Annotated in this window: 15 protein-coding genes; 4 read left to right on the top strand and 11 right to left on the bottom strand. The window is 42.1% G+C overall.

Annotated elements, in window-relative coordinates; genetic code table 11:
- Positions 1-9 precede the first annotated feature (9 nt).
- Together ALKIM_RS0100815 and ALKIM_RS0100810 are read left to right on the top strand one after the other, a co-directional pair.
- The gene (locus tag ALKIM_RS0100815) at positions 10-1,662 is read left to right on the top strand and encodes an acyl-CoA dehydrogenase family protein (protein WP_235714350.1); all 1,653 of its coding nucleotides are present in this window, start codon (positions 10-12) and stop codon (positions 1,660-1,662) included.
- A 244-nt stretch (positions 1,663-1,906) separates the two neighbouring features.
- Entirely contained in the window at positions 1,907-2,101 is a 195-nt protein-coding gene (locus ALKIM_RS0100810; protein ID WP_026473011.1) for a hypothetical protein, read from the top strand.
- 51 nt (positions 2,102-2,152) lie between these two features.
- On the opposite strand, the gene ALKIM_RS17110 is transcribed toward ALKIM_RS0100810, so the two are convergent.
- The 10 genes from ALKIM_RS17110 to ALKIM_RS0100760 all read right to left on the bottom strand — a co-directional run bounded on the left by ALKIM_RS17110 (position 2,153) and on the right by ALKIM_RS0100760 (position 10,837).
- Entirely contained in the window at positions 2,153-2,896 is a 744-nt protein-coding gene (locus ALKIM_RS17110; RefSeq protein ID WP_162148778.1) for a sugar phosphate nucleotidyltransferase, read from the bottom strand.
- A gap of 8 nt (positions 2,897-2,904) precedes the next feature.
- On the bottom strand, positions 2,905-3,225 hold the full coding sequence (locus ALKIM_RS17105; protein WP_044117657.1) for a cation:proton antiporter: 321 nt from the start codon (positions 3,223-3,225) through the stop codon (positions 2,905-2,907).
- Positions 3,218-3,505: a monovalent cation/H+ antiporter complex subunit F gene (locus tag ALKIM_RS0100795; protein ID WP_026473010.1), complete on the bottom strand. Its 288-nt coding sequence runs from the start codon at positions 3,503-3,505 to the stop codon at positions 3,218-3,220. The genes ALKIM_RS17105 and ALKIM_RS0100795 overlap by 8 nt, the downstream gene beginning before the upstream one ends.
- Positions 3,506-3,515: 10 nt before the next feature.
- A complete protein-coding gene (locus tag ALKIM_RS0100790) occupies positions 3,516-3,833 on the bottom strand; it encodes a Na+/H+ antiporter subunit E (RefSeq protein WP_026473009.1) in 318 nt (105 codons plus the stop codon).
- 26 nt (positions 3,834-3,859) lie between these two features.
- The gene (locus ALKIM_RS0100785; RefSeq protein WP_026473008.1) at positions 3,860-5,350 is read right to left on the bottom strand and encodes a proton-conducting transporter transmembrane domain-containing protein; all 1,491 of its coding nucleotides are present in this window, start codon (positions 5,348-5,350) and stop codon (positions 3,860-3,862) included.
- Positions 5,347-5,700: a sodium:proton antiporter gene (locus ALKIM_RS0100780; protein WP_026473007.1), complete on the bottom strand. Its 354-nt coding sequence runs from the start codon at positions 5,698-5,700 to the stop codon at positions 5,347-5,349. Before ALKIM_RS0100780 ends, ALKIM_RS0100785 begins: the two co-directional genes overlap by 4 nt.
- On the bottom strand, positions 5,688-6,116 hold the full coding sequence (locus tag ALKIM_RS0100775; protein WP_026473006.1) for an MnhB domain-containing protein: 429 nt from the start codon (positions 6,114-6,116) through the stop codon (positions 5,688-5,690). Before ALKIM_RS0100775 ends, ALKIM_RS0100780 begins: the two co-directional genes overlap by 13 nt.
- A gap of 37 nt (positions 6,117-6,153) precedes the next feature.
- A complete protein-coding gene (mbhE, locus tag ALKIM_RS17100) occupies positions 6,154-8,529 on the bottom strand; it encodes a hydrogen gas-evolving membrane-bound hydrogenase subunit E (RefSeq protein ID WP_052345175.1) in 2,376 nt (791 codons plus the stop codon).
- A gap of 178 nt (positions 8,530-8,707) precedes the next feature.
- Entirely contained in the window at positions 8,708-10,135 is a 1,428-nt protein-coding gene (locus tag ALKIM_RS0100765) for a RapZ C-terminal domain-containing protein (RefSeq protein ID WP_026473005.1), read from the bottom strand.
- 15 nt (positions 10,136-10,150) lie between these two features.
- Positions 10,151-10,837: a DUF554 domain-containing protein gene (locus ALKIM_RS0100760; RefSeq protein WP_026473004.1), complete on the bottom strand. Its 687-nt coding sequence runs from the start codon at positions 10,835-10,837 to the stop codon at positions 10,151-10,153.
- Between the two features lie 217 nt (positions 10,838-11,054).
- On the opposite strand from ALKIM_RS0100760, the gene ALKIM_RS0100755 reads away from it, so the two are divergent.
- Positions 11,055-11,495: a DUF1761 domain-containing protein gene (locus tag ALKIM_RS0100755; protein ID WP_026473003.1), complete on the top strand. Its 441-nt coding sequence runs from the start codon at positions 11,055-11,057 to the stop codon at positions 11,493-11,495.
- A 39-nt stretch (positions 11,496-11,534) separates the two neighbouring features.
- Here the strand turns inward: ALKIM_RS0100755 and ALKIM_RS0100750 are convergent, their stop codons facing one another.
- Positions 11,535-13,991, bottom strand: coding sequence for an AMP-binding protein (locus tag ALKIM_RS0100750; protein WP_026473002.1), 2,457 nt, complete (start codon positions 13,989-13,991; stop codon positions 11,535-11,537).
- 237 nt (positions 13,992-14,228) lie between these two features.
- Between ALKIM_RS0100750 and ALKIM_RS17095 the strand changes: the two genes are divergently transcribed.
- Positions 14,229-15,207, top strand: a 979-nt coding sequence (locus ALKIM_RS17095; protein WP_052345172.1) for a fasciclin domain-containing protein, incomplete at its 3' end; no start/stop codon positions are given.

The following is a 15,207-nucleotide window of genomic DNA, read 5'->3' as shown; positions in this document are numbered from 1 at the left end:
CACCCCTTGATGCAGAAAATTGTAACGCTCAAGGAGCAAGGCTTTGCCGACAAGGATAAGTTTGATTATGCCCCGATGGATTTTGAAGATGCGATGGACAGTTACGAGAAAGTACTTGAAATTGTAGGCGAAATATGCGGGGATATTGTGGCTCCCAACGCTGAAAGCGTGGATGCCGAAGGTCCAAAAATTGTGAATAATGAGGTAATATATGCCCGTGGCACACAGGAAAACCTCGACGCTTTGGTGAAAGCCGGATTGATGGGAATCACCCTGCCTCGAAAATACGAAGGCCTTAATTTTCCTATCGTACCTTATATTATGGCCGCTGACATCGTGTCGCGTGCCGATGCCGGATTTGTAAACATCTGGGGTTTGCAGGATTGTGCTGAAACTATTAATGAATTTGCATCAGAAGATCAGAAGTCGCGCTTTTTGCCACGTATATCAAATGGCGAAACGGCAGCGATGGATCTAACTGAACCGGATGCCGGCTCAGATCTTCAGGCTGTGCAGCTTAAAGCAACGCTTAACGAGAAAGACGGTAAGTGGTACCTAAACGGCGTGAAGCGCTTCATTACCAATGGAGACGGACATGTGTCGCTGGTGCTGGCCAGAAGTGAAGCTGGAACAAGCGACGGCCGTGGACTCTCCATGTTTATTTATGACCGCAATAACAAGGCTGTTACCATTCGTCGAATTGAAAATAAGATGGGTATAAAGGGATCGCCCACTTGTGAACTGGTTTTTAAAGATGCACCAGCAGAGTTGGTTGGCGATCGGAAGATGGGACTTATTAAGTACGTTATGGCGCTTATGAATGGCGCCCGTCTTGGCATTGGTGCTCAGTCGGTTGGTGTTTCTGAAGCTGCCTACAGAGAGGCCATTGCTTATGCCGATGAACGTAAGCAGTTTGGAAAGGCTATTATCGAGTTTCCTGCTGTATATGAAATGGTTGCTTCAATGAAGGCGCGTTTGGATGCAAGTCGCACGCTACTATACGAAACAGCACGCTACGTCGATATCTATAAAAGCTATATGCATATTAGCGAAACACGTCAGCTTACCAAGGAAGAGCGCAGCGATATGAAATATTACCAGCGTCTGGCTGACTTTTTTACCCCGCTTTTGAAAGGTATGACGAGTGAGTACTGCAATCAATTGGCTTATGATTCATTGCAAATTCATGGCGGTAGTGGTTTTATGAAAGATTATCCTATCGAAAGAATATACCGAGATGCCCGTATCACAACTATTTACGAAGGTACCACGCAATTGCAGGTGGTGGCAGCGATTCGAGGAGTAACCACCGGAGCCTATCTGGAGCGCATCCGCGAGTTTGAGGCCATGACTTTAAAACCTGAATTACACGGGTATCGACGTACACTTATTGGTATGACTGAGGAGTATGAAAAGGCTGTTCGTCAGGTTGTGGAGGTTAAAGACAATGAATACATCGATTTTCATGCCCGACGCATGGTTGAAATGGCTGGTCACATCATAATGGGATATCTGCTATTGCTTGATACTGAACGTAATGATTCGTTTCGTCTGTCAACCGATGTGTACATAAAGATGGGACGTGCCGAAAACCGTGCACGCGCTGAGTACATCTCTAATTTTAGTATAGATGATCTTGGGCTGTTTAAACCTGCTCAATAATATTTTTTTGTTTTTTTTTACAAAGATTTTTTTTTGTTGCCTTACTTGTATAGTCCTGTAGTCAAGCGTATTAGTGTGTATTTTGTTTGTGATGTTGTAGTTTGGAGTAATGCGTCTAATTTTTTTTTTAGTTGATAAGGCTTTAGGCGTTGAACAAGTAAAATCAATTATTACTTTTGCGGCATTATTGGCGTCTCAACACCCCAATGATTAATCAATAATAACTAAACAAAACAAACAGAAAATGAAAAAAGTAGTATTAGTTTTTGGCGTTATCGCCATGATGTTTGCCGGTTGTGCCGGAAACAGTGCACCCAAAGCTCAACAGGAAGAAGTAGTAGTTGAATATGAAGCTGAAGAAGCCCTTGTTGAAGTTGCAGATGAAGCAGAAGAGATTGCTGAAGAAGTTGCTGAAAACATCGAAGAGGCTGCCGAATAATTTTGGAGAGCAAAAAAAAGAGGGGGTTCCGATGGAGCTCCCTCTTTTTGCTTAAAAGAAGTTGTCTCTTTCATCTGGAGAACAGCTAAGGAAGTAGTTTTCGGCCGTTTTCAGCTTATCGGGCGTACCGATATCGAACCAACTGCCTTGCCAGTTTTGCCATGCCGCTATGCGGTGCTTTGCCGCAATTCTAAGATATTCTGGTATAATTGGAAAAGCTCCGGTTTGCTGTATGAGATCCAGAATCGTATAATCTACTATCTGTATGCCGTTGAAGCCAAGCTTAATAATATTGTCCTGCTCATGAGTCACCCATTTCTCTTCGCCGGTTTTGGGATTCTGCCATCCACAAAGTTCATTATTGTCGTCGAAAAGCAAAAATCTTGAAGCATTCCGATTCTGCACCATTAGTGTTGCCATGTTTTTTTCATTTTCATGCATTTGCAACAATTGATTGAGGTTTGCAGAAGTTAACACATCGGCGTTATATATGAGAATTGGCAGTTTTTCAGTGAAAAGAGAAGCAGCCTTCCGAAGCCCACCCCCGGTATCAAGAAGTTGGTCGGTCTCATCTGAAACAACTATTTCAAAGCTTCTGCTTTGGTGCTTTTTTAGGAAGTCAATAATCTGCCCGGCATGATGATGCACATTTACAACCACTCTCTTAACCTGAAGTCGTTGCATTTTTTTCAGGGCAATTTCAAGTAGCGTGAATTGTCCGATTTTTACCAATGCTTTTGGGCAATTGGCTGTGTAGGGATGTAGGCGTGTACCCAGACCGGCGGCAAAAATCATTGCATTGATCATCGTTGCTCCTCCTCGTGCGGTGTTTTATGCTCCTCCTCGTATTGCTTCAGCAGTTTTGATATTTTGGCTATTACATGAGCAGCAACCGGTGAGAGAAATATCAATACGTGAAAGATGATAAGTGTTTGAATGACTACTGAAATTTTTAAAAACAGCAGATTGATGGCTATTAGCAATAGCAATATGGCAAATGAGGAAACTTTTGTGACCACATGCATGCGGGCATAAAGATTTTTGAAACTAAGGATGCCAATGGAAGAAATTAAAACGACCAAAGCACTTAGTAAAACAATTATTCCTGTTATATATTCAATCATTTTTAATTTTTCGTTTAAAGAGATAACGGGTAATTATCATTGCACCCAGCGCCAAAAGAAAGGAGCCCATCATGGCAACATCCAGATAAATTGTGTTGCGTGTTCGAATTACATAACAAAGTATCATCCCCATGATGATGAGTTCCATCTGGTCCAGAGCCACCACACGATCAGATAGGGAAGGCCCCCTGAATAGTCTGAACATTGGAAACAGCAGGCTCACCGTCATGATGAAGATGGCTATGTTCGAGGCGTTTGTTAAAAATTTAGATGGTTCCATATTCTTTGTATTAAGCAGCTTTTAGGATTAGGGACTCTATTTTGGCAACAATTTTAAGAAAGTTCTCTTTTTCCTTCGCATCCAGCAGGTGAACCTCGATAACGGAATCGTCGTTTATTAAATCCAGAGAGAGGGCACCAGGTGTCATACTTATCAAGTTAAAGAACAAAACCAGAAGCCAGGAACGTTTGATGCGGGTGTGGTATTCAATCACTGTACCATTGTTTCCGTCTGATCCTTTTATAACCTGCCATGCAACCATCCAGCCTGATTGCATAATCTTAAGGCCGAAATAGAAAAAGAGGTATGTGAGATAATACAATTTCATGGTGTGTTGTGCTTTTAAATGTCACATCAGGACTTTCCCAGAACAAATTCAATGTATTTATCAGGATTCATAAGGTCAAATGCGGCTGCTTCGCAAAAGTTGATAATAGGCTGCGCCCAAACGCCCATCGCTACAATTAAGATTGCCATAACCACGGAGGTTGTCAGCATCCAGTGGTCTTTGGGCGGAGGCAGGGGCGCTTTAACCACTTTATCGCGAGGTTTGTTTTTCCAGAATACCTCCAGCCAGATTTTAACCATGCTGAAAAGCGTGAACAGCCCTACAAAAAGTGCTATTAACGTAACGGTTAGCTGATTGGCTTCGATGCCAGCCTTAATAATAAGATATTTTCCTACAAAACCGCTTAAAGGAGGGAGTCCGGCCAGACTAAATGCTGAGATAAAGAACAATACTCCCCAGATGGTACTCTCTTTATAAACTTCACCGAGTGTTTTTAGATTGAGTGTGCCTTTATGATGTTTAATCCAACCGGCCACCAAAAAGGCGTTTGTTTTGGATAGCATGTTGTGGCCCAGAAAGAATATGGCCGCAGCAATCCCTGCAACCGAATAAAATCCCAGTGCAATAACGGCATATCCCACCTGGCTAATGATATGGAATGAGAGTATCTTTCTGAAATCGTATTGCGAAGAGGCGGCAAATACACCTATAATCATCGACAGTGAGCCCATGATAAGTATAAGTTGGTTCCAGAAAGGGGCATCATGATATAAAAATAGCGTATAAAAACGTATAAGCGAGTATATTCCAACCTTGGTTAAAAGTCCTGCAAACAGAGCCGTAACGGCCGGTGGAGGTGTGTGGTACGAAGCCGGAAGCCAGAAAAAGAACGGAACCAGAGCGCCTTTGATGGCAAAACTTACAAACATAAGAATAAGTGCCGGGTTGAGTTGGGGAAGTAATTCAGGTTGGTTGGCAATAATTCTTGATAAATCCGCCATATTAAGCGAACCCAGATTACCATAAAGCAGCCCCACGCCGGAAACAAAGAACAAGGCGGAAATAAGGTTGAGAATCAGGTATTTAATTGAGCCTTCCATTTGGGCTTTCTCACCACCAAGGCTTATGAGAATAAATGAGGACATCAGCATAACCTCATACCAAACGTATAGGTTGAATACATCTCCGGCAATCAAACTGCCATTCACACCCATCAGAATACCAAAAGAAAAAAAGTAGTGTCCGCTTTTTCGTCGCTCTTTATCTACTGCCTGCGTTGCATATATGGTGGTAACCAAAAAAATGATGGCTACCATAACCAGCATAAAAACACTCAGTTTATCTGCTACCAGCGTTATTCCATAAGGCGCTTGCCATCCGCCTGTTTGAACCACAATCATCTCCTTAAATTGTACTAGCGGTATTAGTGCCAGTGCCCACAAAAAGTTTGCAGTGGCAAACAAAATGGCCAGTCGCTTCTTAATCGATGCTTTTTTAATGAGTAAAGCAAGAATTATATACGCAAAAGGTAAAAGTAACAGTGCGAATAAACTCATCTTTGGTCGGTGTTTTTGAGTAGATCAAGATCGTGGGTACCGGTAACCTGGAAATATCTGTATTTTAATGCCAGGATATAAGCCGCAATACCGAGTCCTATTACGATGGCTTTTAAAACGAGTACCTGCGCTACGGGATCGTTTATTAATGCAGGGTCTAGTGTTTGTTCTCCTTCAGCGATGAAAGGTATTTGTTCCGATCTGATGCCGCCAGCTAAAAAAATTATAAGGTTGGTGGCATTGCTGAGCACGAAAATGCCCAGAATGACCTTCACAATACTCCTTCGCAGAATGAGATATACGCCACATGCGAACAGTAACCCTATGAAAATTGCAATTACGAGTTCCATTTTAAAACCTCCATAATTGTTATGAGTATAGATAAAATAATTCCAATGACAGCAATGTACACGCCGATATCGAACAATATGGGCGTGCCAATGTGAATAAAACCATCCAGAAATGATGGTGTGGGCATCCATACGCCTGTTAATGGCGGGTATCCCATGAAAATGGGAATTATTATAGCAATGAAGATTATTCCCAATCCAATGCCCATCCAGTTGCGGGTGTTCCATCTCAGGATTTTTTCAACGGCTACCGAACCATAAACAATGGCATATAAAATAAAGCCTGTGGAAGCGATAATACCTGCAATGAAACCACCTCCGGGTTCATCATGCCCACGAAGCAACAGCCAGAACGATACGATGATCATTGCTTTCAGAAACAGACTGGCTATTTTTTCTAGTATGATGTTTTGCATTTGTAATGATTAATGTGAATTATCAATTGGATTGGTTTTATGATATTATATCTGATGAACCATCGCTTTTATCGGCACCTTCCTTTTGCTTGAGTCGTTTAATCTGGAATCGAAACAGCGAAAAAACACCTGCTGCAGCCATTGTAATTACGACCATTTCGCCTAAAGTATCCAACGCCCTGAAATCGATGAGTATGGTGTTGATAATATTCCTGCCTTTGGCTTCTATGTATGCATTTTCAACGTAGAAAGAGGAGATTGGCGATTCTGGTTTTATCAGTTCTGACTCAATGATGACAAGCGTAACAAATGCGCCAACAACAAGCGAAATGATGGCATCGCGAATACGTGACAATTTTGATGACATCACTGCAAACTTTGGCAGATAGTATATTACCATCACAAAAATTACCATTATAATGGTTTCCACCAGAAACTGTGTGATGGCTAGGTCAACCGCGCCATAAAACAGATATAACATACCGATTCCGTAACCCAAAAGACCCATAGCCAGGATGGCTGAAAGTCTTGTCTTTGCTACTACTGCAAAAATCACCGAAAGCGATGAAACAAATAGGAGCAAAACAACATGTGTTTTTATGGGTGAAAAACTGCTTGGAAGCAACTCTACTGTATTGATTCTAACGAGTTGCAAAGCAATTAGGCCAATCGCGACTAAGAAAAATGTGATGAGGTAAAACCTGTGGTATCCATGTTGTATGCGTCGTGTGTTTTTTGCCGCCAGATATAGATAGTAGTTTATCATGTTGGCAAAAAGGGTGGGCAGATGGTATCTATCGAGAAGGCTGATGATGCGTGATATGAACTTTGTAACAGGTTTACGTATGACAAAGACCAATACCCCGCACAAAATGGTGAAAATGCTTAACAAAAGTACATCGTTAAAGCCGTGCCAAAGCGATAGTTTGGCATCGGTGGTGTGACTTCTCATGAAAAAAAGACCATTGGCAATGGCATTTTCCAAAATATGCGGAGCCAATCCGAGCGCCAGTCCCAGTATTGCCAAGACGATAGGTCCAAGCAAAAATGAATACGGGAGCTCTTTCTCCTTATATTTTATCAACGTTTGTGCCATATGCTTTTTTGATGGCAGAAAAAGTTCTACAAAAACCGTTATGGAAACAGCCACCATCATTATATTTGCGCCCACACCAAGAGGCAGTACAATCCATGATATTTCAGGCAGTTGAAGCTTGGCTTCATAAATCAGCTCCTTGCCAATAAAGCCGAGCATCGGCGGAAGCCCTGCCATCGAGATGATTGCCAGAAAAGCTGCTGCTGTGGTGTAAGGCATGGATTTATAAAGTCCCGAGAGTTGGTAGATGTCTCGTGTGCCGGTGCTTTTATCCACGATGCCTGCAATCATGAACAATCCGCCCTTGTAAAGCCCGTGAACAATAAAGAAAACCAGTGCTGCTTTTAATGAGCTTCCGGTATCAATGCCAATAAGTAAGACCATTGTGCCTAGCGCACTAATGGTGGTGAAGGCCAGAATTCGCTTAAAGTCCCGCTGACCCATCGAGAAAAAAGCCCCGAGAAACATGGTTATACCACCTGTGAGGATGAGTGCGTATTTCCAAAGAATTGTACCTCCCAAAAGCGGGTATAGCCTAAGCAACAAAAATACACCGGCGTTTACCATTGTGGCGCTGTGCAGGTAGGCGCTTACGGGGGTTGGAGCCTGCATGGCGCCCGGTAGCCAAAAGTGTACCGGAAATTGAGCCGACTTGGTGAAAGCAGCAATCAGCACCATGTTTAAAATCAGATAGTAATGCGGATGATTCCCCAGATGGATGCTTTGTTCGAGTAGCTCACTTATGCGATACGTTCCTGCTATATGACCTGTAAGAATTACTGCAAACAACAGGCTAAGCCCACCAAATGCTGTAATAAGCAGTGCTTGCAATGAGGCTTGACGCGATTTTTCCTGATGGTGATCAAAGCCAATGAGAAAAAACGACGCCACACTGGTCAACTCCCAAAAAATGAAGAGTGCGATGAGGTTATCTGAAAACACCAGGCCCGTCATTGCACCCATGAAGAGCATCAGGTACGTGAAAAAGTGACCCTGACGGTCATATTTTGACATGTAATAGGATGCGTAAAGAAGCACCAGAAAACCAATTCCACTAATCAGCAATCCAAAAATTAAACTTAATCCATCCAATCGAAATGAAAAATCGAGCCCCTCAAACATGCTCCATGACGATTCCAGAATAGCTGCTTCACGTCCCGGCAGGCGTATGAGTTCGGCTATCAGAACAATGAAAATTAGCAGGGGAATTGAGGAAAGCAGCCAACCCAGTTTCTTTTTAAAAACCGGATAAAGTAATGGTACACCGATGCCCATTACGAAAACCAGTGCAATCAATACCGATAGAATATTCCCCATGCTACACGTCTATTTTAAATCAAGTTTATCTGGTTTACAGAGTTTCTCTTTCTTTTTGGATGTGTTGCCACATCTGCGACACTCAAATTTATGTTCGGGTTTCAGTTTTTTGGGTTTGTCCAACTCACATTTCTTTTTGACCATTGTTTTGTTTCAGTTAGTTGTTTACAGGTGTTTTTTACCCTTTCATCTCCTGCTCAACATGTTTCAGTTTGATGTTTACCTGATACTTGTTTTTTAGATGGGCAGATAGCTTTTCGGCACAATACACCGAACGGTGCTGGCCTCCCGTACAACCAAAACTTACCATCAAATGTTTAAACCCACGTGCAATATATTTCTCAACAGACTGGTCTACCAATGCATAGATGTTTTGCAGAAAAATACTCATATCTTCCTCTTTTTCAAAAAAGGCTATCACTTCAGGGTCTTTTCCTGTTTTAGTTTTATACTCCTGGTATCGTCCGGGATTGTGTATGGCCCGGCAATCAAATACATATCCGCCACCATTACCCGAATAGTCGATGGGGATACCACGTTTATATGAAAAACTGTTTATAGAAACAGATAGTTGCGGCTCTACAGATATCTGCTGCAGCATCTTTGACTTGGTAACTTCTCTTAATGCACTTGCCAATGTTGGAAAATTCGTGTCAATGTTGTTATTGTCAAGCAGATAGCGAAGATTGTTCAGTGCAAAAGGGATGCTTTTTAAAAAGTGTTCTTTTTTCTCGTAAAAACCTCTGAAGCCGTATGCTCCCATCGCCTGCATGATTCTGATGAGTACATAGCCATTATACAGTTTGCGGAACTGAGCCTCATCTACCTTTATTTTTGATGAGAGATTAAGTATGTAGTGGTTGAGCATCTGTTCGCGAAACGCATTTGGCAAATCGGCTTTTGCATCAAAGAGCAGCGACGCCAAATCATACTGCAAAGCACCTCTTCTACCGCCCTGATAGTCGATAAAAGCAGGTTCGCCATCTGCAATCATCACGTTGCGACTTTGGAAGTCGCGGTATAGAAAATATTCAACATCAGCCTGTAACAGAAAGTCGGCAAAGCGGTTGAAGTCATCTTCAAGCAGTTGCTCATCAAAACTTATGCGGGCTAATTTCAGAAAATAGTATTTAAAGTAGTGCAAATCCCACATCATCGATTGTTTGTCGAAGCTGTCGCGCGGATAGCAAACAGAGAAATCCAGCTCCCGGCCTTCCAGCTGAAAATCAATCAAACTTTCAATGGTTCGTTTGTAAAATTCTGCTATTTCATTGGGTATTTCAACGTTATGACGCGTGGTTGAAAGCCAATCGAAAAGTGTGGTATTTCCAAAATCCTCTAAAAGATAACATTGCATGTGGTCATCAACCGAAAAGATTTCAGGAACTTTAAGGCCACGGGACTTGAAAAAACGACTGAATTCGATAAATGCCCTGTTCTCTTTTATATCGAGATTGTATGCGCCGAGCACATTGGTGGTTTCACCGGTTATCCTGCAATAGACACGGTAAGAGCCTGATGGGGGTAATTCGGATATGGTAACCACCGGTTCTCCCGACCAATTCTCAAAAAGTATAGATAATCTATCTTGTATTGACTGCTCCAATGTTTTCCGTTTTAATTAGATGAATTTGCTGTAAATGTAAGCAAAAATCAGGGCATAGATGATTGCAGGAAGTAGGTCCATGACCTTAATTTTTGTAACATTTAATATGTTGAGACCTAATCCGCAAAGCAAAACACCGCCAGTGGCCGACAACTCATTAATTATGGCCGTATCAAAAAAACTACCAAGATAAATGGCCAAAAGCGTTAAGCTTCCTTGGTATATGAACAGGGGAACAATGGAGAAGATTACGCCTATGCCAAGGGCGGCAGCGAGCGCTACTGAGGCAAAACCATCCATTAGTGATTTGGTGAAAAGCAGTTCAGAACCGTTACCAAGTCCTTCGTCGATGGCGCCTAAGATGGTCATTGCCCCCATGCAAAACAGGAGAAATGAGGTTGTTACACCTTCGGCGAAATTCTCTCCGGTGCCTTTAAATTTCTCGCGAAAACGATTAGATGATTGTTGTATGCGTGTGTTTAGCTGTAGTAATCCGCCAGTTATGCCTCCGACCAGAATAGATAAAACAACGACAATCAGCCATTGGCTTTTCAGAAACATTGAAATACCTATGGCAAATGTAACCAATCCGATGCCCTGAAAAACAACATCGATGGTTTTTTGCGGTAGTTTTTTTCTGAAAATAATCCCGATGGAGCCGCCAACTATTATGGCAGCAACATTGACCAGAGTGCCTGTCATTCTTTTGAGTTTTTGCGGATTTGCCACAAAAATAGAGTTACTTTTTATAATGGGAAAGCGTAATAATGTTTTTTTGTTAAAAAAGCGATGTGGAGAAAACAGATAGGCAGGGCGTAGCATCAGATGAGTGGCGTGGTTTATCTGATGGACTATCAGGCTTATTGCTTAATTAAAAAATTAGTTTTAAGTTTCTCTATTGTTAATTAAATCTACAGATATGGAATCGTATGCAGAATTATGTCGGTTGTTTTCCCATGTGTCATGGCTTTGGTATGCAATAGCAGTTATCGTAGTTTACGCAATAGGTGCGTTGTGGTATACCGTATTATTTGGGAAATACTGGTTAAAAGCGTTGAATTACATTTGCCTGTGCGGTGCGAACTTAAGCATCGATGAAAAATGCACCTGCAAGCCGCGTTTTCCTTATGAAATGGTTTTTCAGTTTATCTCCACCGCAATTTTTGGTTTGCTCTATTTCTTAGTAGCTCCCTTCAGTATTTGGGTGCCGGTAGCTATTGTAGTTGCCTTTTCAGCATGGACAAAGTCAATGATGAAGTTTCAGATTGCTGATTGGAGGCGTTTTAAAACATTGGCTGCAATTGATGTGGGATATTTTGTTATAGCCTCAATAGTATTTATATTATTCTCAAGGTTATAGAGCTTCTTTATCGCAATTTGATAAAAAAAAAGAGGGGGCTTAATAGCCCCCTTCTATGTTGTTGATAATTCTATTTCTTACTGTATCGGCAATATGTTCATAACTATTTCCTTCAGGATACACAGGCTGAAGGAATTCCACTTCAATTTTCTTCCATGGTCGCGGAAAAATGCTGCCTTTGGGCAGTGCATTAATGGCACCTTTGATAGAAACAGGCACAACGGGGATGTTGAGTTCTCTGCTTAAAATGGCAAAGGTTTTTTTAAACTGCCCCAAATCGCCTGTTAAGCTGCGTGTTCCTTCAGGAAAAATGATAATGTTCTTCTGATTCTTCAATACTTCGGCGAGCTTCTGAATTGATTCTTTTAGGTTTCTGTTTAAATCCACAACAATCACATTGTTACGTTGTGCCAGAAACTTTAAGAAGGGCAGTTTCACATGCTGAGCTTTGGCATAGAAATAGGTTTTTCTAATTTGACGTGTTCTTAACAGGGATGATACAAATAGCCCATCAAAATAACTCTGGTGGTTCGGTGCAATAATGCAGGGGCCTTCAGGAATATTATCTTCACCTTTACTTCTGTATCTAAAATATATTTTGAAGAAAAATTTTGAGAGACGCATCATGATGGATGTAGGATACCAGGATACAGGCAGTTTAAAATGAACTTTTTCACGTAGGATTTCGGTCCAGTTAATGATTCCATCCTCCATTTTGGTTTTCTTCTCAGCTACGTATTCCGCAAGTTTTGCCACAGAACCGAAATTACTTAATTCAGCAGCTTCAATGTCGATGCCGAAATTCTGATGGATATATACCTGTAATCCGACACGGTCCAGAGAGTCCATCCCCAAATCCAATTCAAGATGGTGATGCGGTTTCACTTTTTTACCTTTCTCGAGATTGATGAAACCGGCGAGCATATTGTACTCCTCTGATTGCGGTATTTCTTCGGTAACAGATTCAGTTTGTTCGGCATGTGCGTATTCTTTTAGCTTAAATCGCTGAAGTTTCCCCAGTCTTGTTCGTGGCAACTCTTCTCTGGTAAGGTAGAAGCTCATTACTCTTTTGTATGAGGATACCGACATGTTAAGGGGTTCGATTACTTCGGCACGAATTTTTTCATAGATAACATTGTTGTCGTCTTGTGAATCTTCGGTAACGATGACTGCCTGAATCTGCTCCTCATGGAAAAATACACCACAATCTTTCACCAGGTCAGATGCCAGAATTTTCTCTTCCAATTCAACCGGATTCACATTTTTTCCGTTTGAGAGTACAATAATCTCTTTTTTCCGGCCGGTTATGTAGAGATAGCCTTCTTCGTCCAGAAATCCCAAATCACCAGTGTATAGCCATCCATCTTTAATTACTTCAGCTGTTTCTTCAGGACGTTTATAGTAACCTTTCATCACGTTGGCGCCTGTAACTGTGATTTCATCTTCTACGATGCGTATTTGTGTGCCTGGCAGCGCTTCGCCGGGTGAGCCGATTCTCACGCGGCCGGGGCGTGTAAACGTAATCATTGGCGCCAGCTCAGTCATGCCATACCCTTCGAGTACTTCAAATCCGAGCGTTTTAAAATCATTTCCTACCTCAGGATCAAGAGCTGCTCCACCTGATACTAAGTATTCCATGGCACCACCAAATTTTTTATGAACAGTGCCAAATATCTTTCTGGAAAATTTTTGTGAGTCAACTTTTTTGGCCAGAGCAAAAAGCATCCTGGCAACGCCACTCTTATTTATTTTATCTACAATACCTTTTCGGATGGCTGCATACAGACGTGGAACACCTATCAGAATCGTTATTTTATTGTTCTGAAGCGTTTTCATAATGTCCTCGGAAGTCATGGATGGACTGATTGCAGACATTCCGCCTACATACATCGGTGCAATCATCGTGCCCAATAGCGGGAAGATGTGATGCAATGGCAGTAATACCATTACGCGTGAATTGGGATGATATATCGGCATATATTCTGCCACACCGCGGATGTTTGCCAGAAGATTCTCATAAGTTAGCATTACACCTTTAGGTGAACCAGTGGTTCCTGACGTATATATGATAACAGCAGTATTGTTTGGTTCAGGATTTGGAAACCCATTTGAAGATGTAAGTTCTGGCTCAAAACTATCTAATTCATCAATAACAACTATCTGTGTGAGGATGCCTGCTTCTGATATTGCGGCCTCCATATCTGCTTTCTTGTCAGCAGAAACAATCACTACTGATGGCGTGGAATCTTTCAGAATGTATGCCACTTCTGAAATGGTGGCCATAAAATCAATGGGTATTGCTACCCCCTTTTTATACCAGATGGAATAAAAAGCGTAGAACCAGCCTGGCCGGTTTTCCGAATAGATTACAGCATGTTCGCCGTCACCAAGTTCAAATGAGGCTGAGAATTTTTCGATTTTCCCAAACATATTGCCATAACTAATCTGGTCGTTACCAAAAGTTATGGCTGTTTTTGCGCCATGATTCTTTAACATAGAGATAATTTAAGATGGTTGACAAAAATAGCATTTTTTATCAACCAGAGGATTATAATCTATTGAACAAGTTAGAATTTGATATGTTCGATACTCATTTTTTTGAAAAAAGTTACAATTTTTTTTTCAGTAAATTTAAGGGTTACAGCGTTTTTGTTTAAGAAAAATGAAAAAAGATTAAACAAAAAAACAGTTGAAATGTTATAGACATGTTAATCACCATTAAACTAATAAGCTATGAAACATTTTGACTTGTTTTACAAACAAAAATGGCTGAAACTGGTCTATACAGTTTCTCTACTTGTTTTCTCAGCACATTTATCTTATGCTGAACATCCAGCTACAGTGGTCGACATCATTGTAGGAAGTGCCGACCACACCACACTTGCTACGGCAGTAACCGAAGCCGGATTGGTGAGTGCCCTTCAGGGCGAAGGTCCTTTCACCGTGTTTGCGCCCACGAATGCTGCATTTGATGCACTTCCCGAAGGTCTGCTAGCCACGCTGCTTGCCGACCCAACCGGCGACCTGACCAACATTCTGCTCTACCACGTGGTTGGCGCGAAGGCCAAATCCACCGATTTGAGTAACGGACAGCAGATTGCTACGCTGCTTACCGATTTCAAAGTAAAAGTTACCATCAACGACGATGGCGTATTCATCAACGATGCCCACGTAACAGTCGCCGACCTAGAAGCAGAAAATGGCGTGGTACATGTGATTGATGCCGTATTGGTGCCATCAAGTGGTGAAACGCTTCCAGCCACAGTGGTTGACATCATTGTAGGGAGTGCCGACCACACCACACTTGCTACGGCAGTAACCGAAGCCGGATTGGTGAGTGCCCTTCAGGGCGAAGGTCCATTCACCGTGTTTGCGCCCACGAATGCTGCATTTGATGCACTTCCCGAAGGTCTGCTAGCCACGTTGCTTGCCGACCCAACCGGCGACCTGACCAACATTCTGCTCTACCATGTGGTTGGCGCCAAGGCCAAATCCACCGATTTGAGCAATGGTCAGCAGATTGCTACGCTGCTTACCGATTTCAAAGTGAAAGTTACCATCAACGACGATGGCGTATTCATCAACGATGCCAAAGTAACAGTAGCCGACCTCGAAGCAGAAAATGGCGTGGTGCATGTGATTGATGCCGTATTGGTGCCATCAAGTGGTGAAACGCTTCCTGCCACAGTGGTCGACATCATTGTAGGAAGTG

It is taken from the genome of Alkaliflexus imshenetskii DSM 15055, from assembly GCF_000517065.1.
Taxonomy (GTDB): Bacteria; Bacteroidota; Bacteroidia; order Bacteroidales; family Marinilabiliaceae; genus Alkaliflexus; species Alkaliflexus imshenetskii.
The sequence above is the reverse complement of the archived record's forward strand: the minus strand, read 5'-3'. Positions and strand labels throughout refer to the sequence as shown.

Bases quoted from the DNA above. Each gene is read 5' to 3' on its own strand.
- ALKIM_RS0100815 (WP_235714350.1), top strand. From the start codon at position 10: ATGCAGAAAATTGTAACGCTCAAGGAGCAAGGCTTTGCCGACAAGGAT.
- ALKIM_RS0100810 (WP_026473011.1), top strand. From the start codon at position 1,907: ATGAAAAAAGTAGTATTAGTTTTTGGCGTTATCGCCATGATGTTTGCC.
- ALKIM_RS17110 (WP_162148778.1), bottom strand. From the start codon at position 2,896: ATGATTTTTGCCGCCGGTCTGGGTACACGCCTACATCCCTACACAGCC.
- ALKIM_RS17105 (WP_044117657.1), bottom strand. From the start codon at position 3,225: ATGATTGAATATATAACAGGAATAATTGTTTTACTAAGTGCTTTGGTC.
- ALKIM_RS0100795 (WP_026473010.1), bottom strand. From the start codon at position 3,505: ATGGAACCATCTAAATTTTTAACAAACGCCTCGAACATAGCCATCTTC.
- ALKIM_RS0100790 (WP_026473009.1), bottom strand. From the start codon at position 3,833: ATGAAATTGTATTATCTCACATACCTCTTTTTCTATTTCGGCCTTAAG.
- ALKIM_RS0100785 (WP_026473008.1), bottom strand. From the start codon at position 5,350: ATGAGTTTATTCGCACTGTTACTTTTACCTTTTGCGTATATAATTCTT.
- ALKIM_RS0100780 (WP_026473007.1), bottom strand. From the start codon at position 5,700: ATGGAACTCGTAATTGCAATTTTCATAGGGTTACTGTTCGCATGTGGC.
- ALKIM_RS0100775 (WP_026473006.1), bottom strand. From the start codon at position 6,116: ATGCAAAACATCATACTAGAAAAAATAGCCAGTCTGTTTCTGAAAGCA.
- mbhE (WP_052345175.1), bottom strand. From the start codon at position 8,529: ATGGGGAATATTCTATCGGTATTGATTGCACTGGTTTTCGTAATGGGC.
- ALKIM_RS0100760 (WP_026473004.1), bottom strand. From the start codon at position 10,837: ATGACAGGCACTCTGGTCAATGTTGCTGCCATAATAGTTGGCGGCTCC.
- ALKIM_RS0100755 (WP_026473003.1), top strand. From the start codon at position 11,055: ATGGAATCGTATGCAGAATTATGTCGGTTGTTTTCCCATGTGTCATGG.
- ALKIM_RS0100750 (WP_026473002.1), bottom strand. From the start codon at position 13,991: ATGTTAAAGAATCATGGCGCAAAAACAGCCATAACTTTTGGTAACGAC.